General features: G+C 74.6%; 19 protein-coding genes. 16 read left to right on the top strand and 3 right to left on the bottom strand.

The features are described 5' to 3' along the window. Positions 1 to 130 precede the first annotated feature (130 nt). From ACZ4Z1_RS03585 to ACZ4Z1_RS03555, 7 genes are all read left to right on the top strand, one after another. Positions 131 to 1,984 (top strand): asparagine synthase-related protein, encoded by a 1,854-nt coding sequence (locus ACZ4Z1_RS03585; RefSeq protein ID WP_468484928.1) that lies wholly within the window; start codon positions 131 to 133, stop codon positions 1,982 to 1,984. Beyond that, positions 1,981 to 2,256, top strand: a complete 276-nt coding sequence (locus ACZ4Z1_RS03580) for a lasso peptide biosynthesis PqqD family chaperone (RefSeq protein WP_468484927.1) — start codon at positions 1,981 to 1,983, stop codon at positions 2,254 to 2,256. Before ACZ4Z1_RS03585 ends, ACZ4Z1_RS03580 begins: the two co-directional genes overlap by 4 nt. Continuing rightward, positions 2,253 to 2,675, top strand: a complete 423-nt coding sequence (locus ACZ4Z1_RS03575; RefSeq protein ID WP_468484926.1) for a lasso peptide biosynthesis B2 protein — start codon at positions 2,253 to 2,255, stop codon at positions 2,673 to 2,675. The genes ACZ4Z1_RS03580 and ACZ4Z1_RS03575 overlap by 4 nt, the downstream gene beginning before the upstream one ends. 178 nt (positions 2,676 to 2,853) lie before the next feature. After that, a complete protein-coding gene (locus tag ACZ4Z1_RS03570) occupies positions 2,854 to 4,527 on the top strand; it encodes an ABC transporter ATP-binding protein (RefSeq protein ID WP_468484925.1) in 1,674 nt (557 codons plus the stop codon). Between the two features lie 159 nt (positions 4,528 to 4,686). After that, positions 4,687 to 5,457, top strand: coding sequence for a hypothetical protein (locus ACZ4Z1_RS03565; protein ID WP_468484924.1), 771 nt, complete (start codon positions 4,687 to 4,689; stop codon positions 5,455 to 5,457). A 233-nt stretch (positions 5,458 to 5,690) separates the two neighbouring features. After that, entirely contained in the window at positions 5,691 to 6,626 is a 936-nt protein-coding gene (locus tag ACZ4Z1_RS03560; protein ID WP_468484923.1) for a MurR/RpiR family transcriptional regulator, read from the top strand. 115 nt (positions 6,627 to 6,741) lie between these two features. Continuing rightward, a complete protein-coding gene (locus tag ACZ4Z1_RS03555) occupies positions 6,742 to 7,392 on the top strand; it encodes a hypothetical protein (RefSeq protein WP_468484922.1) in 651 nt (216 codons plus the stop codon). A gap of 45 nt (positions 7,393 to 7,437) precedes the next feature. Here ACZ4Z1_RS03555 and ACZ4Z1_RS03550 read toward each other — a convergent pair whose 3' ends face one another. Further along, positions 7,438 to 8,790 (bottom strand): APC family permease, encoded by a 1,353-nt coding sequence (locus ACZ4Z1_RS03550; RefSeq protein ID WP_468484921.1) that lies wholly within the window; start codon positions 8,788 to 8,790, stop codon positions 7,438 to 7,440. 29 nt (positions 8,791 to 8,819) lie between these two features. After that, positions 8,820 to 10,250, bottom strand: coding sequence for a type III PLP-dependent enzyme domain-containing protein (locus tag ACZ4Z1_RS03545; RefSeq protein WP_468484920.1), 1,431 nt, complete (start codon positions 10,248 to 10,250; stop codon positions 8,820 to 8,822). Between the two features lie 145 nt (positions 10,251 to 10,395). On the opposite strand from ACZ4Z1_RS03545, the gene ACZ4Z1_RS03540 reads away from it, so the two are divergent. From ACZ4Z1_RS03540 to hutI, 9 genes are all read left to right on the top strand, one after another. After that, complete coding sequence (locus tag ACZ4Z1_RS03540) at positions 10,396 to 11,664, top strand: NAD(P)/FAD-dependent oxidoreductase (RefSeq protein WP_468484919.1); 1,269 nt, start codon at positions 10,396 to 10,398, stop codon at positions 11,662 to 11,664. Next, on the top strand, positions 11,652 to 13,541 hold the full coding sequence (locus ACZ4Z1_RS03535; RefSeq protein WP_468484918.1) for an FAD-dependent oxidoreductase: 1,890 nt from the start codon (positions 11,652 to 11,654) through the stop codon (positions 13,539 to 13,541). The genes ACZ4Z1_RS03540 and ACZ4Z1_RS03535 overlap by 13 nt, the downstream gene beginning before the upstream one ends. Then, positions 13,538 to 14,512 (top strand): dihydrodipicolinate synthase family protein, encoded by a 975-nt coding sequence (locus tag ACZ4Z1_RS03530; protein ID WP_468484917.1) that lies wholly within the window; start codon positions 13,538 to 13,540, stop codon positions 14,510 to 14,512. Before ACZ4Z1_RS03535 ends, ACZ4Z1_RS03530 begins: the two co-directional genes overlap by 4 nt. Further along, entirely contained in the window at positions 14,509 to 15,552 is a 1,044-nt protein-coding gene (locus ACZ4Z1_RS03525) for a proline racemase family protein (RefSeq protein ID WP_468484916.1), read from the top strand. Before ACZ4Z1_RS03530 ends, ACZ4Z1_RS03525 begins: the two co-directional genes overlap by 4 nt. A 66-nt stretch (positions 15,553 to 15,618) precedes the next feature. After that, complete coding sequence (locus tag ACZ4Z1_RS03520; RefSeq protein ID WP_468484915.1) at positions 15,619 to 16,308, top strand: hypothetical protein; 690 nt, start codon at positions 15,619 to 15,621, stop codon at positions 16,306 to 16,308. Positions 16,309 to 16,467: 159 nt separating this feature from the next. Continuing rightward, positions 16,468 to 18,126: a urocanate hydratase gene (hutU, locus tag ACZ4Z1_RS03515; protein ID WP_468484914.1), complete on the top strand. Its 1,659-nt coding sequence runs from the start codon at positions 16,468 to 16,470 to the stop codon at positions 18,124 to 18,126. A 209-nt stretch (positions 18,127 to 18,335) separates the two neighbouring features. Further along, the gene (locus ACZ4Z1_RS03510) at positions 18,336 to 19,571 is read left to right on the top strand and encodes an allantoate amidohydrolase (RefSeq protein ID WP_468485391.1); all 1,236 of its coding nucleotides are present in this window, start codon (positions 18,336 to 18,338) and stop codon (positions 19,569 to 19,571) included. 74 nt (positions 19,572 to 19,645) lie between these two features. After that, complete coding sequence (locus ACZ4Z1_RS03505) at positions 19,646 to 20,971, top strand: formimidoylglutamate deiminase (protein ID WP_468485390.1); 1,326 nt, start codon at positions 19,646 to 19,648, stop codon at positions 20,969 to 20,971. Positions 20,972 to 21,000: 29 nt separating this feature from the next. Beyond that, complete coding sequence (gene hutI / locus ACZ4Z1_RS03500; RefSeq protein WP_468484913.1) at positions 21,001 to 22,206, top strand: imidazolonepropionase; 1,206 nt, start codon at positions 21,001 to 21,003, stop codon at positions 22,204 to 22,206. Between the two features lie 84 nt (positions 22,207 to 22,290). Here the strand turns inward: hutI and ACZ4Z1_RS03495 are convergent, their stop codons facing one another. Continuing rightward, positions 22,291 to 22,869: a LuxR C-terminal-related transcriptional regulator gene (locus ACZ4Z1_RS03495; protein WP_468484912.1), complete on the bottom strand. Its 579-nt coding sequence runs from the start codon at positions 22,867 to 22,869 to the stop codon at positions 22,291 to 22,293. Between the last annotated feature and the right edge of the window lie 21 nt (positions 22,870 to 22,890).

The raw sequence follows: 22,890 nt of genomic DNA, 5'->3' as shown, positions 1-22,890 counted from the left end.
TTTGTTTGTACTTTTTTTTGCTTGTTTGTCTTCTTTTCTTTTTTTTTTCCCCTCTCCCCCCCCCCCCCCCCCCCCCCCCCCCCCCCCCCACCGCACCCATAATCAGGTGCCTGGATGGGGAATTCATTCCATGAAACAATTCGACCGCTCCGGCGAGTGGCTCGTCATCCTCCCGGACCATGTGGACTCAGCGGCGATCGCCGCCCGGCTCGGCCCGGCGGCGCAGCGGGTGGACCACCCGTCCGGCCGGCCGTGGCTCATCGGTGAATGGGACCCGGCGGACCTCCGCGTCGGCGCGGCCGGACCCACCAAGGTGGCGACCCTCGGCTTCTGTACGGCGGACTCGGCGCGGCTCACCGGCATCGCCGCCCGTATCCGGCACGTCGCCGAACTGGACGGCGCACAGGACAAACTGGCCGGCTGCTTCCACCTGCTGGCCACGGTGGACGGCACGACCCGGTCGCAGGGCACCCTCTCCGGGCTGCGCAGGCTGGTCCACACCCGGATCGGCGGCGTGACGGTCGCCGCCACCCGCGCGGACGCACTGGCCGCCCTCGCCGGCGCCGACGTCGACGAGCAGCGGCTGCTGTTACGGCTGTTGCTCTCGGAGGTGGCGCTCCACACCGTCAACACGCCCCTGTGGCACGGCATCAGCGCCGTGGAGGAGGACCACTCCCTCGTCATCGGGCCGCAGGGCACTGCGCGGACGACCCTTCGCTGGACGCCGCCCGCGGACGACCTGCCGCTCGACGAGGCGGCTGCCGGGCTGCGCAGCGCCCTGTCGGACGCGGTCCAGGCCCGGGTCGACTCCGGACTCCGGCTGACCGCCGACCTGTCCGGCGGCCTGGACTCCACCACACTCTGCTTCCTCCTCGCCAGGGCCGGAAGCCCGCTGACCACCCTGACCACGCTGGCGGCGGACCTGGGCGACGACGACCCGAAGTGGGCGGACCTCGCCGCGGAGAACCTGCCGGGCATCCGACGGCTGGAGGTCTCCTTCGCGGACCTGCCCACCTCGTACGGGGACCTCCTCAAGCCGGGGCCGCCGGGCGAAGAGCCGTTCCCCGGGGTGGAGGACCGGACCATCTACCGGGCGATCGCCAAGCGGGTCGGCGCCCAGGGCTCACAGGCCCACCTCACCGGCGACGGAGGGGACGAGACGCTGCCCGGCGGCTCGACGGGGGTGTTCGACATCCTCCGCACCCGCCCCATGACCGCACTGTCCTACCTGCGCGGCTACCGGGCCCTGGAGCACTGGACCTGGTCCGACATCGGACGCATGGCGCTCGAACAGCGGCGTCCCTACCCCGTCTGGCTGGCCGACCGCGCCCGGCGCATCGTCGCCTCACCCCTGGACGACACGGACGAGGGCGCGTCGTCCCTGCTCCAACTCCCTCCGTGGGCCACACCCGACGCGGTGGCGGCCATGCGCAACCTGCTCGGGGAGGAAGCCAGGAACGCACGGCAGCACGGCCGCAACTGGACCGCGCACCACACCATCTGGGGCATCAGGCTGTGCGCGAGCCTGGTCCGGGGCACCGCTTCGCTGTACGCGGCGGAGGGAGTCAGGCTCACCTCGCCCTATCTGGACGACGCGGTCATCAACGCCTGCATGTCGGCCCGGGCGCATGAGCGGCGCACACCGTGGACGTACAAACCGCTGCTGCGTGCGGCGATGCGCGGAATCGTGCCGGAACGGTCACTGGGCCGTACGACCAAGGCCGAAGGTTCGAACGTGGAGCACGCGGGCATCCGCACGAACATCGGCAAACTCGCCGAACTGTGCGAGGACTCCCGCCTCGCCGCACTCGGGCTGATCGACCCGGCGAAGCTGCGTGCCATCTGCACCGGGTTCCAGATCCGGCTCTTCACCCCGTACGCGATGTCCATGACGTTCAGCTGCGAACGGTGGCTGCGCGATCTCGATCACCTGAGCATCGAGCCGGTGACAGCCGACCGGACCGGCGTGGAGGCAGCCCGATGACCTTGCGACTGCGGGAGAACGTCTCGCTGGCCGAGACCGCGGACGGCGGTGTGCTGCTCGACCAGCGGTCGGGCGAGTACTGGCAGCTCAACCACAGCGCGTCGCTCACCCTGCGGATGCTGCTGGAAGGCGCCGGCGAGCACGAGGTGGCCCGTGTGCTCGTCGGCGACGGCGACGGCGCCGCGGGCGAGGTGCGCGCCGAGCAGGCCGCCCGTGACATCCGTGAGCTGGTCGAACAGCTCAGCGCCGCGGAACTGGCGGTGCGCGCATGAGCACTCCCGAGACCCTGTTCCGCATCAGTGAACCGATTCCCGTGGGCACCCGTCTGTCGGCGCGGGTCGCCGTCGCGGCAGCTCTGGCGCTGTCCCGGCTGCCGCCCCGGCACATCCGCGTCATCCTGACCCGGCTGCGCGGCCGGGCGGGCGGGGCCGACTACGGGCAGGCGCGTCGGGCGCGTCAGGCCGTGGTCGCGGTGAGCGTGACATGTGCGGGGAAAGGGTGCCTGCCACGGTCGATCGCCACCGCGCTACTGTGCCGCATGCGAGGGCACTGGCCGGTCTGGCGCGTAGGGGCCCGGACCGCGCCGTTCGGCGCGCACGCCTGGGTCGAGGCCGAGGGGCGTGCCGTGGAGGAAGGGCCGGGCATCGACTCCTTCCACCCGCTGATGTCGGTCGAGCCGCGAGACGGTTGAGGAGGAAGAGCACGTGTTGACGAGCTTCCGGTCCACTCGCAGGAGCGATGCCGACGAGCTGGAGGAGGCTGGCGCCGGGGCCCCGGACGGGGACGAGGAATCACAGTCGGTGGAATCCCTGCGGTTAGGGGTCCGGGACCTCGTGCGGGTGACTCGCGGACACCGCAAGGCACTTGCCGTGGCCCTGGCACTCTCCTTGCTGGGCGCGGTCATGGGTCTGGCCCAGCCGCTGCTCGCCACGAAGACCATCGACCAGTTCTCCGCCGGCCGCCCCTACCTGCTGCTGACCGTCGTGCTCGGCGTGGTCTTCCTCGTCGAGGCGGCGCTCTCGGCGCTCGCGCACTACTCGCTGGAGCGCACCAGTGAGGGGCTGGTGCTGCACCTGCGGATGCGCATCGTCGACAAGATGCTGCGGCTGCCCATGCGCCGCTACGAGAAGCACCGGCTCGGGGACCTGCTGACCCGTACCACCAGCGACACCACGCTGCTGCGGGACTCGATCGCCTACGACCTGTCCGAGGTCGTCGTCGGCATCTTCGTCATCATCGGCGGCGTCGGCATGATGCTCTGGCTGGACGCCGGCCTGTTCCTCATGGTCCTGGTGATCGTCGGTGCGATCGGCGGGCTGACGATGCTGGTCCTGGCCGGCATCCGCAAGGCCGCGGAGGACGCGCAGGACAGTCTGGGTGCCATGTCGTCCGAGCTGGAGCGGGCGCTCTCGGCGATCCGGACCGTACGCGTCATGCGGGCCGAGGACCGGGAGCGCGAGCGGATCGGGCGGCTGGCGCGGCAGGCGTACGAGCAGAACCTGCAGGCCGCCAAGCGGGAAGCGGTGGTCGGGCCGTCGATGACGCTCGCCATGCACGGCTCGATGATGGCGGTGCTGGTGGTCGGCGGCATCCGGGTGGCGGACGGCCAGTCCTCCCTGGCCGAGATGGTCGGGTTCCTGCTGTACATCTCCTACGTGTCGGGCCCGATGGCCAACCTGTTCGACGTCATGGCCACGCTGCAGCGGGGCATGGCCGCTCTGCAGCGCATCGAGGGCGTGGCACAGCTGCCCGCGGAGACCGGCCACGCCGCGACGGCCGCGGTCCTGCGCGAACCTCCGCCGCCGGCCGACGGCGCGACGCCCGCCGTCGAGTTCCGGGACGTCTGCTTCGGCTACGAACCGGACCGCCCGGTGCTGCGCGACGTCTCCTTCACCGTGCCGCGCAACACGCACGTGGCGCTGGTCGGCCCCTCCGGCGCCGGCAAGTCCACGGTCTTCTCCCTGCTCGCCCGGTTCTACGAGCCGGACCGGGGGCGGATCCTGCTCGACGGCGTGGACATCACGGACGGCATGAGCATCGACCGGTGCCGTTCCCTGATGAGCCTGGTCGAGCAGAGCGCCCCGGTCCTGCACGGCTCGCTGCGCGAGAACATCGCGTACGCCAAGCCCGACGCCGACGAGGAGGAGGTACGCCGGGTCGTGGAGCTGGCGGGTCTGGACTCCGTGGTGCGCCGGCTGCCGAAGGGACTGGACGCGCCGGTCGGCGAACACGGAGACCTGCTCTCGGGCGGTGAGCGGCAGCGGGTGGCCATCGCCCGCGCGCTGCTGCCCCGTCCCCGGCTGCTGCTGCTCGACGAGCCGACCTCTCAGCTGGACGCCGCGAACGAAGCGGCCCTGACCCGCACGATCGAGCAGGTCTCCAGCGAGTGCACCCTCCTGGTGATCGCCCACCGGCCGTCCACGATCCGGGCCGCCGACTCCGTGGTGGTGCTGGAGTCCGGGCGGGTGGTTGCCAGCGGTACCCATACCGAGGTGGACGCGCATGCCCGGCTCGGGGCCCTCAACGGGCCTGAGCCGCTCTGACGGACCGGCGCCGCCCTTGCCCCCCTTCCCCCCTTCCTCCTTTCCGCATCCGCGTTCCCGGCCCGGCCTCTTGTCCGGCCTGTATATGGTCATGCAGAGTCGGGATGAGTGAATAGATGCCGGGAGCGTCCGCCGGGCGCGGGAAGGGGGTTCGAGGCCATGGCGTCCCGGACCTCGGGGCAGGGGAGGCGGCCCGGCCGTGCGCCGGGGGATGTGCGCGCCGCCCGGCCGCCCGCCTCCGGGCCCCTGCCCACCGTCGTGCTCGTCGGGCGAAGCCCCGGCGCGGGCGGGATCGCCGGGCTCGCGGAGCGTACGGCCCGGCCTGCCCGGCTCACCCGCGGACACCTGGCGTACGCGCGGAAGCCCCGGGAGACCGCCCGCCGGCTCGCCGCCACCGGGCGGGTCTACGGGCGCAGCACCGGCGTCGGCGCCAACCGGACCGAGGACGTGGCCGCCGTCGGCGACGGGCAGGCCGGGCCGGCGCTCGCCGGTGAGCACCCCTGGGTGACGCCGGGCGGCGCCCGGGCGCCCGGCCCTCTCCCCCTGGACGGCAACGTCGCGCTCGCCTTCATCCGCAGCAGCGCTCTCACCCTCGGACAGGCCGCCCTCGCCCTGGACGGCTTCCGGCTCGCCGTCCTCCAGGCCGGGCTGCTGGCCACGGCCCGCCTCGCCGCGCTCTCCGAGCCGGACCTCACCCGGCTGCGGCCGTTCCTCGGGGACCACGCGCCGGCCGGCTCCGGCGTGATGATCCTCGAATACGCGGCCGTACGGGCGTTGCGCATGCGCTCGCTGGAGCCCGAGCCGGGTGTTCCGGCGGCGCGCGCCTTCGCCCTCGCTGCCGGGGCGCTCGACGCGCGGACGGAGGACCGGCCGCCGACGGGGGACGTGGCGGTGGCGGAGGGCCTGCTGGACGGGCTGGCTGCGCTGTGAAGCGGGAAGAAGCGGGGAGAAGCGGAAGAAGCGGTGAGAAGCGGGGAGAGGGGCACGGGGACCGCGCCCCGATTACGTACAGTCGGGCGGCGGAACGGGAGCCGCGCGGGCGGCGGGACGGGGCCGCGCGCCACGCCGCCCCGTACGACCGGAACCGATACGACCACAACCGATACGACCAGCAACGACACGAAGGCCGGGAGCACGGCCGCGAACACGGCCGGGAGGCAGCGATGAACGGGGACGACGGCGAGGACCGCAGCGGGGACCGCGGCGGTACGGCGGCGAACGCGAACGCGGACGCGCGGGAGTCCCCCGCGCCCGGACCCGGCGCCGCCACCGGCACGGCGGCGCGCCTCCAGAAGCTCTTCGAAGGGCACCGCCTCACCCCGACCCAGCGGCGCATCGCGCACTGCATGGTGCGCCGGGCCGCCGACGCGCCCTTCCTCTCCAGCGTCGAGCTGGCCGAACTGGCCGGGGTCAGCCAGCCGTCCGTGACCCGCTTCGCGGTCGCGCTCGGCTTCGACGGCTACCCGGCGCTGCGCAAGCACCTGCGCGAGGTCGCGCCCGCCACGACGGCGCGCGGCAGCGAGCGGTACAACGAGTACCAGCAGGCCGTGCAGGCCGAGATCGACAACCTGCGGCACCTCGCGGCGGTCCTCGCCGACCCGGGCCCGGTGGTCCGGGCCGGCCGGCTCTTCGCGGCCTCCCGGCCGCTGCCGGTCCTCGGCCTGCGCGCCGCGACCGCGCAGGCCGCCGGCTTCGCGTACTTCGCCCGCAAGGTCCACCCGGACGTCCGGCTGCTCGACGAGGGCGGCACGATGCTCACCGACCGCATCGACGCGGCCGTGCGGGCGGGCGCGAGCACCCTGCTGTGCTTCGCGCTGCCGCGACACCCGCGCGAGGTCGTGGACGCCCTGGAGTACGCGCGCGCCGCCGGCCTGACCGTCGTCACCGTCGCGGACAGCGCCTTCGCGCCGGTCGCCCGTCACACGGACCTGCTGCTGCCCGCCGCGGTCGGCACCGGCCTCGCCTTCGACACGGCCTGCGCGCCGATGCTGCTCGGCCGGGTCCTGCTGGAGGCGATGTGCGACGCGCTGCCGGACGCGCAGGCGCGGCTGGAGGAGTTCGACGCGAAGGCGGCGGAGCGGGGCCTGTTCGTGGAGTGAGCCGCCCGGCGCACGTACCGCGCCTCTCCGGCTTCACGGAATTCTCAGACGGACTGGCTACCATCCGCCGCCGTGAGGCGGATCCGTAGCCGGATCGTGGAGCGAGGAGGTTGTCGTGGGTCGCGGGGCTGTGGCGCTGGCGCGGGTGGCGGTGCTGGTGCGGGCGCCGGCCGGGTGGCTGTGGTGGCCGGGTCTGCTGGCTGCGGGGGCCGGCACACTGGTGCCGGGACTGACCGGGCGGCGGATCGGGGTGTTCGCCGGGGCCGCGCTGTTCATCGTCGCGGCGTACGGGGTCTTCGCGGTGCGCCGCAAGCGGTACACGCAACTGGCGAAGGCGGCGTCCCGGGCCGGGAAGTCGGCGATCCTCCAGGACCGCGCCGTGACGCTGCGGGTCTGGCGGCGCGCCCACCGCTGGTGGCTGCTGCTCGCCTTCCTGGCCGCGGCCGGCTCCTCGTTCGCGCTGCCCGCGGCCGGCGGGATGCTGCTGGCCGGGGCGGGGCTCGGGCTGTGGGCCAAGGCGCTGTGGCTGGGCCGCTGGGAAAGGGAGCACGACGCGCTGCTGTGGGTCCGTACGGAGGCGGCCGTACGCGGCGGGCCCGCCGGCCGGGACGTACGCGGCTACCTGACGACCGGCGTGGCGGCCAAGGACGCGCGCCCGGGAGGGGCGAAGGCGCACCGGGCGAAGGCGGACCGGCCGAAGGGGAACCGGACCAGGACGGGCCGGGCCAAGGCGGACCGGCCGAAGGCGAAGGCCGCGGGGGTCTGACGCCGGCACGGGGCGGGGACCGCTCGCTTCGGGGCGGCCCGGGACTCACTCGCCCCGGGCGCGCATGACGAGCCGGTTCACACCCCACAGGGCGACGCCGATCACCACCAGGACGGCGGCCCGTACGTACACCTCCACCGCCCGGTCGGCGAGCGGACTGGCCAGGACGAGGGCCCCGGCGGCGCCGAGCACCGGAAGGACGGTCGGCGTACGGAAGTGGCGGTGCGGCACCCGGTCGCGGCGCAGTACCAGTACCGCCACGTTGACGACCGCGAAGACGCACAGCAGCAGGAACGCCGTCGTGTCGCCGAGCCCCTCGATCTCGCCGGTGAGGACCAGGCCCAGGGCCAGCACCGTGGTCAGCGCGATGCCGACGACGGGCGTGCGCCGGACCGGCAGGACGCGGGCCACGGTGCGCGGCAGGATGCGTTCGTTGGCCATCCCGTAACAGAGCCGGGAGGCCATCATCATGTTGATCAGCGCGGAGTTGGTGACGGCGCACAGCGCCATCAGCGCGAACACCGTCGGCGGGAACGCCCCTCCGCCGGCGTGCACCACCTCCAGCAGCGGCGCCGACGACCCCTGGAGTCGCCGGTGGTCGACCAGCAGCGAGGAGACCAGGGCGACCAGGACGTAGACGGTGCCGGTGATCCCCACCCCGAGAAAGATCGCGCGGGGGAAGTCGCGGCCGGGGTGCTCGGTCTCCTCCGCCATGTTCACCGAGTCCTCGAACCCGAGGAAGGCGAAGAAGGCGAGGCCGGTGGCGCCCAGCACGCCGGTCAGCACCGCGAAGCCGGTACCGTCGGTGTCCAGCTCGGCCAGCCGCGCCGGCTCCCCGCCGCCCGTCCACACCGCGTACACCCCCAGCCCGATGATGATCAGCAGGCCGGAGACCTCGACCAGGGTCAGCACCACGTTCGCCTTCACCGACTCCGCCACGCCCCGCAGGTTCAGCGCGGCCAGCGCCAGGACGAACACCACCGCCACCAGGGTCGGCGGCAGGTCGGCGAAGGCGCGCAGATAGTCGCCGCTGAACGCGCGGGCCGCGGCGCTCGCCGAGGACAGGCCCGAGCACATCACCATGAAGGCGACGAGGAACGTCAGGAACGGCACCCGGAACGCCTTCTGGGTGTAGAGCGCGGCACCCGCCGCCTTCGGGTACTTGCCGACCAGCTCCACGTACGAGGCGGCGGTCAGCGCGGCGATGCCGAAGCCGATCACGAAGGGCAGCCACAGGGCACCGCCGACCTTGCCCGCGACCTTGCCGGTGACGGCGTACACGCCGGTGCCGAGGATGTCCCCGACCACCAGCAGGACCAGTAGTTTCGGGCCGATGGCGCGGCGCAGCGGGGTGTCAGGGCCGGCCGGTCCCGGAGTGTCCGTGGAGGGGGTCCGCATGAGCCGGACATGCCCGCCCGGGAAGATTTTTAGAGCTGGGTGAGCGCGTCCGCGTGGCCGCCGCCGCTCTCGGCGACCAGTTCGTCCGTGCGCTGCGCCGCGCGCACGGTCGCCCAGCGCAGGGTGCCGTCCGGGCCCGGCGCGTACCCGTGCACCCCGGCCCGCGGGAGCGAGTTGTACGCGAAGTGGGTGGAGAAGTAGTACGCGCCGGTGTCCAGGAGGGCGACGTGGTCGCCGGGCTCCAGGGGCGGCAGCGGCCGGTTCCGTGCGACCAGGTCGCCCGCGAAGCAGCAGGGTCCGGCCACGTCCTGGGCGACCGGCTCGCCGGTCCTGGGACGCCCCTGCGCGTCGTATGCGGCCACCCGTACCGGCCAGGAGCCGGGCGCGAAGACGGTACGGGTGGCGATCTGCGCGCCCGCGTGGGTGACCGCGATGCGCCGGCCGCCGGCGGACTTGGTGTACTCGACGCGGGCCAGGACCAGGCCGTGCTTGGCGAGCAGCGAGCGGCCGAACTCGGTGACCAGCCCGTAGCGGCCGTCGAAGAGCCCCGGCACGGTGCGGTGCAGCAGCCGGGCGTACGCGCGGTACGTCGGCGCCACCTCGTCCGACGCGAAGTTCACCGGCAGGCCGCCACCGATGTCCAGGGTGGTGACCTGGGCGCGCGCGGCCTTCTCGTTGATCTCCTCGGCCAGCTCGTACAGGACGCGCACACCGTCCGCCATCAGCGCCGGCGGCATCCCCTGGGAGCCGACGTGGGCGTGCAGGCGCGTCAGCCAGGGGCGGTCCAGGAAGGCCCGTACGACGCGCTCGCGGGCGTCCTCGTCGCGCAGCGCCACCCCGAACTTCGACGTGCCGGTGGCGGTGCTCATCGCGTCGATGCTGCCGCCGCCGAGCTGCGGGTTGACGCGCAGCCCCAGCGGTGAGGCGGTCGGCGCGGCGGCGGTCAGGGCGTCCAGGCGGTCCAGTTCGCCGAAGCTGTCGGCGTTGACGGCGATGCCGAGGGTGAGCGCCTCGCGCAGCTCCGCGTGGGTCTTGGCGGGCGAGTCCAGCACGGTATGGGCGGACGGGACACCGGCCGCGCGGGCCAGTGCCAGCTCGCCGGGGCTGGCCACCTCGCATCCCAGCCCTTCCTGCGCGAGCAGTCGCAGTACGGGGACGAGTGAGGCGGCCTTGACGGCGAAGGCGTGCAGGACCGGCGTGCCGGGGGCGGTGAACTCTTCGAACGCGGCGCGGAGTTCGGCGGCGGAACGGCGGATTCCGGTGATGTCCAGGAGGCCCGCGACGGTGGCGGTGGCGCTGACCAGGCCCTGGGCGACGGCTGCCGCCACGGCGCGGTCCCGTAGGGCGGGGCCCTCGGCGGCCGGTGTGCCCACAGGGGCGGACGAGGAGTCCGGAGGAGGGGAGCCGGGGGAGTCGGGCGAGTCCGGGGAGGGCGGGGGCGGGGGCGTCGCGGGGCTCATGCCACCACTCCACCACCTGCCCGCCGTGGCCGCCATCGACCGGCCCGCGCGCAGGCGGTGTTGACCTCCCCGGCACACGGCAATAGCGTCGCGGCGCTCTCACGAGGGGTCCCTTCGCGCGAACGCGGAACGGTGGTGCGGGTCCATGCGATACCGGCACGTCCAGGCGAGACCGGCGGTGCGTCACGGCCTCCCGCACCCGCCCCGGCCCCCGTACCCCGACGTGGCCGTGGTCGGCAGCGGCATCATCGGGGCGGCCTGCGCCGAGGCGCTCACCCGGCGCGGCGTACGGGTCACCGTCCTGGACCGCGCGCCGCTCGCCTCCGGCACGACGGCCCACGGCGAGGGCAACCTCCTGGTCTCCGACAAGCCGCCAGGACCCGAACTGGACCTGGCGCTGGCCTCGTCCGCCCGCTGGCCGCGGCTGCTCGCGGAGCTGGACGACGAACTGGGCGGCGAACCGGGCGTGCGGCTCACCGAGCGGTGCGAGTACGAGACGAAGGGCGGCCTGGTCGTCGCCCGCGGGGAGGCGGGCGCACGGGCGCTGGCCGGGTTCGCCACCGCCCAGCGGGCCGCCGGGGTCACCGCCCACGAGGCCGGCCCGGGCGACGTACACGGCTACGAGCCGCACCTCGCGCCGGACGTCCTGGCCGCCGTCCACTACCCGCAGGACGCCCAGATCCAGCCGGTCGCGGCGGCCACCGCGCTGCTCGGCGCCGTACGGCGGCGTGGCGGCACACTGCGCGCCGGCGTGCGGGCGCTGGGCGTCGAGCGCGGCGCGGACGGGCGGGTGACGGCGCTGCGCACCTCGGCCGGGACGCTGCCGTGCGGCGCGGTCGTCAACGCCTGCGGGCCGTGGGCGGGCCGGTTCGCGCGGGAGGCGGGCGCGCCGCTGCCGGTCCAGCCGCGCCGGGGCCTGGTGCTGGTCACCGCGCCGCTGCCGCCGGGCACGGTCCGGCACAAGGTGTACGACGCGGGCTACGTGGGCGCCGTCGGCAGCGGCGACGCCGACCTGCGGACCTCGACGGTCGTCGAGGCCACGCGGGGCGGCACCGTGCTCATCGGCTCCAGCCGGGAGCGGACCGGTTTCGAGGAACGTTTCCGCGCCGCCGTCCTGCGCGAACTCGCCCGCAAGGCCGTGGCGTTGTTCCCGGTGCTGGGCCGCGTCCCGGTGATCCGCGCATACGGCGGCTTCCGCCCGTACACCCCCGACCACCTCCCGGTCATCGGCCCCGACCCGCGCCTGCCGGGCCTTTGGCACGCCACCGGGCACGAAGGCGCGGGCATCGGACTGGCACCGGCGACCGGCGAACTCCTCGCCCAGCTGTACGCGGGCGAGCGGCCACGCCTGGACCCGGAGCCGTACCGGGTGGCACGGCCGGGACTGGCGGAGGAGGCGCGGTGTTCCGCGTGACGGTGGACGGCGCCGCACAGTGGGCACGGCCCGGCCAGACGGCCGCCTCGCTCCTGCTGGACGCGGGACGCGCCGCCTGGCGGACCACCCGCGGCGGCCGCCCGCGCGGCGTCTTCTGCGGCATCGGCGTCTGCCACGACTGCCTGGTCGTCGTCAACGGCGTACCGGACGTACGGGCCTGCCGGCGCGTGGTCGCGGCGGGCGACCGCATCGAGACCCAGGAAGGGGCGCGACTGCCGTGCCTGCCGCCGGAGCCCGCTGCCCCGGTGCCCGCGCGGGACGTGACGGTCCCGGTGGCCGTCGTGGGCGCCGGGCCCGCGGGCATGGCGGCGGCGCTGGCGGCGGCCGGGGCCGGGGCGCGAGTGGTGCTGGTGGACGACGGGGAACGGCCCGGCGGGCAGTTCCACCGGCAGGCGGCGGACGGCCCGGCCCGGAGCGCGGCGGTACGGGCCGTACAGGAGCATCCGGGCATCGAATGGCTGCCGGGGTGCACGGTCTGGGCGCTGGAGCCTTCGGGGCCGCGGGGCCGGAGGGATGGCGGCTCTCCGCCGGACTCGCGTGCCCGTACGGACGATGACGTCCCGTCGGACTCACGCACCCGTATGAACGGCGATTCCCCGTCGGACTCACGCGCCCGTACAGCCGGCGGCTGGACCGTCCACGCCCTGCAAGGCCCCGCCGACGCCCCCGGCCGTACGCCGCACACGCTGCGCGCCGCCGCGCTCGTCCTGTGCACCGGCGCGTACGACCGGGCCCTGCCGTTCCCCGGCTGGGACCTGCCGGGCGTCGTCACGGCGGGCGCGGCCCAGGCCCTCGCCAAGGGGCAGCGGACGGCGGTCGGCCGCCGCGTGGTGGTCTCCGGTACCGGACCGTTCCTGCTGCCGGTCGCGTCGTCGCTGCTCACCGTGGGCGCACGCGTCCTCGGGGTGTACGAGGCGGGAACGCCCGCCGCCTGGCTGCGCGCGCCCGTGGCCGCGCTCAGCGACGGGCGCGGCAAGCTGCCCGAACTCCTCGCGTACGCCGCCGGAATGGCGCGGCACCGCGTCCCCTACCGGCCCCGCCAGGCCGTCGTGGCGGCGCACGGACGGGACCGCGTCGAGGCCGTGACAGTGGCCCGCCTGACCGCCGACTGGCGGATCAGGCCCGGCACCGAACGCCGCATCGAGGGCGTGGACGCGCTCTGCGTCGGCTACGGCTTCACCCCTCAACTGGAACTCGCCCTCGCCGCCGGCTGCGCACTGCGCGACAACACCTGGGTCGCGGTGGACGCCTGGCAGCGGACCTCCGTCCCCGGCGTGTACGCGGCGGGCGAGCCCACCGGCGTCGGCGGTGCGGCACTCGCCGCGGCGGAGGGCGAACTGGCGGGGCTGGCGGCGGCCCGCCGGGCGGCGCCCGCGGCGGTGACCGGCGCGGCGGCAGCCGATGTGGCCGCGCGCGCCTCGGCCGCCCGGCGGCGGGTCCTCGCGGGCCGCCGCTTCGCCCGCCTGCTCGCCGCCGCCCACCCCGTACGCGCCGGGTGGCACACCTGGCTCGGCGACGACACGCTCGTCTGCCGCTGCGAGGAGATCCCGTACGGCGTGCTGCGTACGGCGGCGGGGCAGCGGGACGGGGGCGGCGGGGACGCGGACGGCGCGGGTGGCGGGGGCGGGCTCGCGGCGGATGGCATGTGCACGTTCAAGCTCGCCACGCGCGTCGGCCTGGGCCCCTGCCAGGGCCGGACCTGCGCCCGTAACGCGGCCGCGCTGTGCGGCCCGGACACCCTCCCCGACCCCCAGACGGCCGACCGACGCCCGATAGCCCAGCCGGTCCGCCTCGCGGACCTGGCCGCACCCGGCCCCGTGCCCCCGATCCCGCCGTACCGAGAGGACTCGCCATGACGGATCACGCGACGCCGCAGCCCCACACGTCCCGCACCGCCGCCTCCCGTGCGCCCCTGACCGGCGTCATCGTCGCCACGACCCTCCCGTACGCCGAGGACCGGAGCGCCCCCGCCGGGCTCCGGCCCGACCTCGACCGGTACGCCGAGCACTGCCGCTGGCTCGTCGACAGCGGCTGCCACGGCGTCGGGCCGAACGGGTCGCTCGGCGAGTACTCCTCGCTCACCGACGACGAACGGCGCGCGGTGGCCCGTACGGCCGTCGCGGCGGTGGGGCGGGACGCGCTGGTCGTCGTGGGCGTGCACGGTGTCGGCTCGCACCAGGCGCGGCACTGGGCGGAGCTGGCGGCCGAGGACGGCGCGGACGGGGTGCTGTGCCTGCCGCCCACCCTCTACCGGGCCAACACCGGCGAGATCGTGCGGCACTTCGAGGAGGTCGCGGCGGCCGGCCTGCCGGTGATGGTCTACAACAACCCGCTCGATACGAAGGTCGACCTGACACCGGAGACGCTGCGCGAGGTCGCCGCGATCGACGGGGTCATGGCCGTCAAGGAGTTCTCGGGAGACATCCGCCGGGTGCTGCACATCAAGGAGCAGGCCCCCGGCCTGGACGTGGTGGCGGGCGCCGACGACCTGGTGCTGGAAGCGCTGCTCATGGGCGCCACCGGCTGGTTCGCCGGCTTCCCCAACGTCTTCCCCGCCGAGTCCGTGCGCCTGTACGAGCTGGCGCGGGCGGGCCGCGTGGCCGAGGCGCGGGAGCTGTACGAACCGCTGGTCGCCGCGTTCCGGTGGGACTCGCGCACCGAGTTCGTGCAGGCCATCAAGCGCGCGATGGACCTGGTGGGCCGGTACGGCGGACCCTGCCGGCCGCCGCGCGGCCCGCTGCTGCCCGAACACCGGCGGCAACTGGACGCGGACATGCGCGGCGCCGTCCAGGCACTGGAGATCTGGGCGAAAGCGGCCGGACGGTGAGGGCGGACGGCACACCACCCCCGTTCGCCGCCCGCACCGTGCACACCTTCACCGCCGTGGACTCGCACACCGAAGGCATGCCGACGCGCGTCATCACGGACGGCGCCGGCACCATCCCCGGCGCGACCATGGCCGACCGCCGCCGGTACTTCGTCGACCACCTCGACCACATCCGCCAGTTGCTGGTCAACGAACCGCGCGGCCATCCCGCGATGAGCGGGGCGATCCTGCAGCCGCCGACCCGCCCCGACGCCGACTGGGGCGTCGTCTACATCGAGGTCTCCGGATGCCTGCCGATGTGCGGCCACGGCACGATCGGCGTCGCGACGGTGCTGGTCGAGACGGGTTTGGTGAAGGTCACCGAGCCCGTCACGACCGTACGGCTGGACACCCCGGCCGGGCTGGTGGCGGCCCGGGTCGCGGTGCGCGACGGCCGCGCCGAGCACGTCACCCTGCACAACGTCCCCTCGTACGCGCACGAACTCGACGCCGTGGTCAAGGTCCCCGGCTTCGGCGAGGTCCGCTACGACCTGGCGTACGGCGGCAACTTCTACGCGATCACCCCGCTCGCCGCGCTGGGCATCCCGTTCGCCGCCTCCCACCTGGACGACATCCTCGCCGCCGGACTGGCCGTCATGGCCGCCGTCGACGACCGGGACCGGCCCGTGCACCCCGCCGACCCGGCCATCGCCGGCTGCCGGCACGTACAGTTCACCGCCCCCGGCACGCCGGGACCGGACGGCTCGGACGCCCGTAACGCCATGGTCATCCACCCCGGCTGGCTCGACCGCTCGCCCTGCGGCACCGGCACCAGCGCCCGGATGGCCCAGCTCCACGCACGCGGCGCACTCCCGCTGCACCGGCCCTTCGTCAACGAGTCCCTGATCGGCACCCGCTTCACCGGCCGGCTGGTGGGAACAGGGCGGGTCGGCGGGCGGGCGGCGGTGGTGCCCACGGTCACCGGGCGGGCCTGGATCACGGGCACGGCCCGCTACGTCCTCGACCCGACCGACCCGTTCCCCCGGGGCTTCGTGCTGTAGGGAGCGACTGCGAGGGTGAGCTGTCGTGCGCGGCCGTCGCGCACGGGCGAAGAGGGAGCGGAGCACATGTTCAGCAAGGAAATACCGGGACCGGGCCGGCGGCGGGCGCGGCGGGGGACGTGCGCGCCGGCCGTGGCGGTCGCGGCGATCGCGACGGTCGCGGCACTGGCGTTGCAGACCGGGACGGCGGCGGCTGCGGGGGCGGCGGCTCATGGGGTGTCGGCTTCGGGAGCTGCGGGGACGTCGGCTTCGGGCACGGCGGGTTCGGGGACGTCGGCTTCGTGGGCGGGCGTGGTGCCGGCTCCGGGCACGCGTACGGCCCCGGCTTCCGCCCCGGCCGTACGGATCACCGAGGGCCAGGTCCGGGAGGCCGGTCCCGGCGGCACGCTGGTCTACCCGAGCGTGACCAGCTGTCTGACCGTGACGGTGCGGCTCGCGGGCGGCGGCCTGGTGGGGGCGCACGCCAGCCTGTTCCAGGTGCCGGGGGAGTACCGATCCGACCGCATCCTCGCCGCCCTGCGGGACCGGGTGGGCGGCCGGGACGTGACCGCGGTGGAGGTCAGGGGCGCGGTCGGCGCCTGGCTTCCCGGCTATTTCACCAAGGCGGTGGAGAGCTACGGGGACGGGGAGGCCGTGCCGTATCCGACGGAGCCCGATCCTGAGGGCCTGGCGGCGGCAGTGGCGGACGGCCTGGGGCAGCCGCGCGCGAAGGTGACGGTGACGGACGTGCCGGACGGGGACCAGACGGTGCGCTGAGGCCCTGGCCGGAGGGTCGGGGCGGCGCGCGACCCGCCCCGACCTGTTGACTAGCCATATTCAACGCTCCAAGATGTGAATAGCTCGATCCAGATGCTGTGCGTCTCCTTCGCGCGCATCGCTCGATCCACTCGCATCGACGTCAGGGAGGCACGGCCCATGTCAGGACCGCGACCCGTGCGGGCACCGCGCGGTACGGAACTGAGCGCCCGGGGATGGCAGCAGGAAGCCGCGCTGCGCATGCTGCAGAACAACCTCGACCCGGAGGTCGCCGAGCACCCGGACCAGCTCGTCGTCTACGGCGGCACCGGCAAGGCCGCCCGCGACTGGCGCTCCTTCGACGCGATGGTGCGCACCCTGACCACGCTCGAGCAGGACGAGACGATGCTCGTCCAGTCCGGCCGGCCGGTCGGCGTCATGCAGACGCACGAATGGGCGCCGCGGGTGCTGATCGCCAACTCCAACCTGGTGGGCGACTGGGCCAACTGGGAGGAGTTCCGGCGCCTGGAGGCCCTCGGCCTGACCATGTACGGGCAGATGACCGCCGGTTCGTGGATCTACATCGGTACCCAGGGCATCCTGCAGGGCACGTACGAGACGTTCGCCGCCGTCGCCGCGAAGAAGTTCAACGGCTCGCTCGCCGGGACGATCACCCTGACCGCCGGGCTCGGCGGCATGGGCGGCGCCCAGCCCCTCGCCGTCACGATGAACGACGGCGTCGCGATCTGCATCGACTGCGACCCGCGCGCCATCGAGCGGCGCATCGAACACCGCTATCTGGACGTGCGGGCCGACAGCCTCCAGCACGCCCTGCAGCTCGCCGTCGAGGCCCGTGACCAGCGCAAACCGCTCTCCATCGGGCTGCTGGGCAACGCCGCGGAACTGCTGCCGCAGATGCTCGCCGACGGCGCGCCCATCGACATCGTCACCGACCAGACCTCCGCCCACGACCCGCTGGCCTACCTCCCGCTGGGCGTGGACTTCGCGGACATGGCCACCTACGCGGCCGAGCAGCCCGCCGACTTCACCCGCCGGGCCCGCGAGTCGATGGCCCGCCACGTGGAGGCCATGGTCGGCTTCATGGACGCCGGCGCCGAGGTCTTCGACTACGGCAACTCCATCCGCGGCGAGGCCGAACTCGCCGGGTACAAGCGCGCCTTCGCCTTCCCCGGCTTCGTGCCCGCCTACATCCGGCCGCTGTTCGCCGAGGGCAAGGGGCCGTTCCGCTGGGCCGCGCTGTCCGGCGACCCCCAGGACATCGCCGCCACCGACCGGGCGATCCTGGACCTCTTCCCGGAGAACGAGTCCCTCGCCCGGTGGATCAAACTGGCCGGCGAGCGGGTGCACTTCCAGGGCCTGCCCGCCCGGATCTGCTGGCTCGGCTACGGCGAGCGCGACAAGGCGGGCGAGCGCTTCAACGACATGGTCGCCGACGGCACCCTCCGGGCGCCGCTGGCCATCGGCCGCGACCACCTGGACTGCGGCTCGGTGGCCTCCCCGTACCGGGAGACCGAGGCGATGCTCGACGGCTCCGACGCCATCGCCGACTGGCCGCTGCTCAACGCCATGGTCAACGTCGCCTCCGGCGCCTCGTGGGTCTCCCTGCACCACGGCGGCGGCGTCGGCATGGGCCGCTCGATCCACGCCGGGCAGGTCACGGTCGCCGACGGCACCCCGCTGGCCGGCGAGAAGATCCGCCGGGTGCTGACCAACGACCCGGGCATGGGTGTCATCCGCCACGTCGACGCCGGATACGAGCGCGCCGACGAGGTCGCGGCCGAGCGCGGCGTGCGCATCCCGATGCGGGAGGGCGAGTGACCCCGCCGTACGACGGCCCGACGGCGGACGCCACCGGGCGGACGGGGAGCCCGGCGGGCAGCCCGGGGGGCGGCGCCGGGCCCGTCGGCGGGCCGGTGGACCGGGGCGGTCCGGGCACGGCAGGGCGGGGCACGGCTGGTGCGGGCTCGGCAGGGCCGTACGCGGCCGGCGCGGGCGCCGCCGGTGCGGACGCGCCGTCCTTCCACGAGATGTGGCGCGACCTCGCGCCCATCGGCCGGCACACCGGCACCGGCGGTTACCGCCGCTTCGCCTGGACCGGCGCGGACGCCGACTGCCGGGCCTGGTTCGAGGCCCAGGCCCGGACCCGCGGCCTCTCCTACGAGCAGGACCGCAACGGCAACCAGTGGGCCTGGCTCGGCGCCGCGTCCGCCGCGGACGTGGCCCCCGGCGAAGCCGTCGTCACCGGCTCCCACCTGGACTCCGTCCCGGACGGCGGCGCCTTCGACGGCCCGCTCGGCGTCGTCTCCTCCTTCGCGGCGCTCGACGAACTGCGCCGCCGCGGCGCCACGCCCGCCAAGCCGCTGGCGATCGTCAACTTCGGCGACGAGGAAGGCGCCCGCTTCGGCCTGGCCTGTGTCGGCTCCCGGCTCAGCGCCGGTCAGCTCACCGTCGAGGCGGCCCACCAGCTGCGGGACGGCGACGGCGTGTCGCTGCCGCAGGCCATGGAGCGGGCCGGCCACGACCCGGACGCCATCGGCCCGGACCCCGACCGCCTGTCCCGTATCGGCGCGTTCGTCGAACTCCACGTCGAACAGGGCCGCGCCCTCGACCTGACCGGCGACCCCGTGGGCATCGCCTCCGCCATCTGGCCGCACGGCCGCTGGCGGTTCGACTTCCACGGCGAGGCCAACCACGCCGGCACCACCCGCCTTGCGGACCGGCGCGACCCGATGCTCACCTACGCGGCGACCGTGCTCGCCGCCCGCAAGAGCGCCGAACTGGCCGGCGCGCTGGCCACCTTCGGCAAGATCAGCGTCGAGCCGAACGGCGTCAACGCCATCCCGTCGCTGGTCCGCGGCTGGCTGGACTCCCGCGCCGCCGACCAGGAGACGCTGGACACCGTCATCGCCGCCATCGAGCGGGAGGCCGCCGAGCGCGGCGAGCGCGACGGCGTCGACGTCCGGGTCACCCGTGAATCCTTCACCCCCGTCATCGAGTTCGGGCACGCGCTGCGGGACGAGCTGGCCACGATCCTCACCCGCACGGCGGACCGCCGCCCGGGCGGCGCCCGCGAGGTGCCCGTGCTGGGCACCGGCGCCGGACACGACGCGGGTATTCTGTCCGCCACCGTCCCCACCGCCATGCTGTTCGTACGCAATCCCACCGGCGTCTCGCACTCACCCGCCGAACGCGCGGCCGAGGACGACTGCCTCGCCGGGGTGACCGCACTCGCCGACGTACTGGAGGGCCTGGCGTGCCGCTGACGCCGCAGGAAGCCGAGCCGACCCCGCGACCCGGAGGCGACGGGCCCGGGCCGGCCGCCCCGAAGACGTACTGGCTGGAACACGCCTGGCTCGGCACGCACGTCGAGCCGGGCGTGGCCGTGGACGTGGACCCGGCCGACGGCCGCATCAGCGCCGTACGGACCGAGGTCCCCGCGCCGCCGCCCGGCGCCGTCACCCTGCGCGGCCTGACGCTCCCCGGCCTCGCCAACGCCCACTCGCACGCCTTCCACCGCGCCCTGCGCGGCACCGTCCAGGTCGGCTCCGGCACCTTCTGGACCTGGCGCGAGGTCATGTACCAGGTCGCCTCCCAGCTCACCCCCGATTCCTATTACGCCCTCGCACGGGCCGTGTACGCGGAGATGGCGCTCACGGGCATCACCTGCGTCGGCGAATTCCACTACCTCCACCACGGGCCCGGCGGCTCCCGTTACGCCGACCCCAACGCGATGGGCGAAGCCCTGATCGCCGCCGCCGACGAGGCGGGCATCCGTATCACCCTGCTGGACACGGCCTATCTCTCCGCCGGCTTCGGCGCCGCGCCCAACCACCACCAGCTGCGCTTCTGCGACGGCACCGCCGACGCCTGGGCCGAGCGGGCCGCCGCCCTGAAGGACGGCCGCCCGCACGCCCGCATCGGGGCGGCCGTGCACTCCGTACGCGCCGTACCGGCCGGCCAGCTGAGCACCGTCGCGGAGTGGGCCGGCCGGCGGCAGGCACCGCTGCACGTCCACCTCTCCGAGCAGACCGCCGAGAACGACGCCTGCCGCGAGGCACACGGCTGCACCCCCACCGAACTGCTCGCCGAGCACGGCATCCTGGGCCGCCGCACCACCGCCGTGCACGCCACCCACCTCACCGGCGAGGACGTCCGGCTGCTGGGCGCCGCCACCACCGGCGTGTGCATGTGCCCCACCACCGAACGCGACCTCGCCGACGGCATCGGCCCCGCCGTCCAGCTCCAGGCCGCCGGCAGCCCCCTGTCCCTCGGCAGCGACAGCCACGCCGTCATCGACCTCTTCGAAGAGGCCCGCGCGATGGAGCTGGACGAACGGCTGCGCACCCGCACCCGCGGCCACTGGACCGCCGCCGCCCTGCTGCGCGCCGCGACCGCCGACGGCCACGCCGCGCTGGGCTGGGACGAGGCGGGCACCATCGAGCGCGGCGCGCTCGCCGACCTCACCACGATCGCGCTGGACTCCGTACGCACCGCGGGCCCGCTGCCCCGGCTGGGCGCCGAGACGGCCGTATTCGCCGCCTCCGGGGCCGATGTGCGCCACACGGTGGTCGGCGGCCGCCAGGTCGTACGCGACGGAGTCCACGCGCTCGTGCCCGACGTCCCCACCGCACTGGCCGAGGCCATCGCGGCCGTACGCGGCTGACCCCGCGGCCGAAGGAGAACACCCCCACGATGAACCCCAACACCGCCGCCGCGGAGCGCGCCGCGAACGGCCGCACCACCGCCATCACCAACATCGCAAGCCTCGTCACCAACGACCCCTCCCTCGGCGAAGGCCCCCTCGGTCTGATCCAGGACGCGGCCGTCGTCTTCGACGGCGACCGCGTCGCCTGGGTCGGTACGACAAGCAAAGCACCCGCCACTGACAGTCACGTCGACGCCGGCGGCCGCTCGGCCCTCCCGGGCTTCGTCGACTCCCACTCCCACCTGGTCTTCGGCGGCGACCGCACCGCCGAGTTCAACGCCCGGATGTCCGGCCGCCCCTACTCCGCCGGCGGCATCCGCACCACCGTCGCCGCCACCCGCGCCGCCACCGACGAGCAACTGCACGCCAACGTCGCCAAGTACCTCGCCGAGGCGCTGCGCCAGGGCACCACGACCCTGGAGACCAAGTCCGGTTACGGCCTGAACGTCGAGGACGAGGCCCGCGCCCTGCGCATCGCCGCCGCCCACACCGACGAGGTCACCTTCCTGGGAGCGCACATCGTCTCCCCCGACTACGCCGACGACCCCGCCGGTTACGTCGACCTCGTCACCGGCCCGATGCTGGACGCCTGCGCCCCGCACGCCCGCTGGATCGACGTCTTCTGCGAACAGGGCGCCTTCGACGGCGACCAGGCCCGCACGATCCTGACCGCGGGCAAGGCCAAGGGCCTGCTCCCGCGTGTGCACGCCAACCAGCTCCACCACGGCCCCGGGGTCCAGCTCGCCGTCGAACTCGACGCCGCCTCCGCCGACCACTGCACCCATCTGGACGCCGCCGACATCGACGCCCTCGCCAACAGCGCGACCGTCGCCACCCTGCTGCCCGGCGCCGAGTTCTCCACCCGCGCGCAGTGGCCCGACGCGCGCCCCCTGCTCGACGCGGGCGCCACCGTCGCCCTGTCCACCGACTGCAACCCCGGCTCGTCCTTCACCAGCTCGATGCCCTTCTGCATCGCCCTGGCCGTACGGGACATGAGGATGACCCCCGACGAGGCCGTCTGGTCCGCCACGGCCGGCGGCGCCGCCGCCCTGCGCCGCACCGACATCGGCCGCCTCACGCCCGGCACCCGCGCCGACCTCACCCTCCTCGACGCCCCCTCCCACGTCCACCTCGCCTACCGCCCGGGCGTCCCCCTCGTCTCGGAGGTCTGGCACCGGGGCGTACGCGTCTGAACGGCGAGCGGGTCCGGGAATCCCGGCAGCCCCAGCAGGTCCACGGCGCGCTTCACCGAGGGCGACGAGACGAAGGTCTGTCCCTCACCCCCCCACCCCCGCGTCCCGCGCACACAGCGCCGCCCGCACCCGGTTGCCCACCTCCAGCGTCGCCAGAATGCGGCTGACATGGGCCTTGACGGTGCTTTCGCGCATCGCCGGCGCGCGTGCGATCTCCGCGTTCGACGCGCCGTCGGCGAGAAGTGCCAGTACCTCGGTCTCGCGTGGCGTGAGACGTGCGATACGGGAGCGGGCGCCCGGGGTGCCGCGGGCGGCCGTGTGGTGGTAACGGTCAATCAGGCGGCGGGCGGCCGTGGGGTGGAGCATGGCCTGCCCCTCGGCCACGACCCGCACGGCGCGGATGATGTCCTCCGGGGCGCTGTCCTTGAGCAGGAAGCCCGACGCACCCGCGGCGAGCGCGTCGTACACGTACTGGTCCAGGTCGAAGGTGGTCAGCGCCACGTCGATCCGGTGGGCGCGGGCCAGCTCGACGGCTTCGGCGCCGTCCGCCGCCTCGGCCGCGACGGTGATGCCGGGCGCGTCGCCGAGGATGTCCGTCAGCGCGAGCCGGATCGACCCACGGCCCTCCTCACCCCCTACTTTCGTACGGGGTGCCCCTCGCACAACGGCCGATGGACCGCGCTC

This window comes from Streptomyces sp. NPDC030165 (genome assembly GCF_055573595.1).
This window is presented reverse-complemented; position numbering and strand designations above follow the sequence as displayed.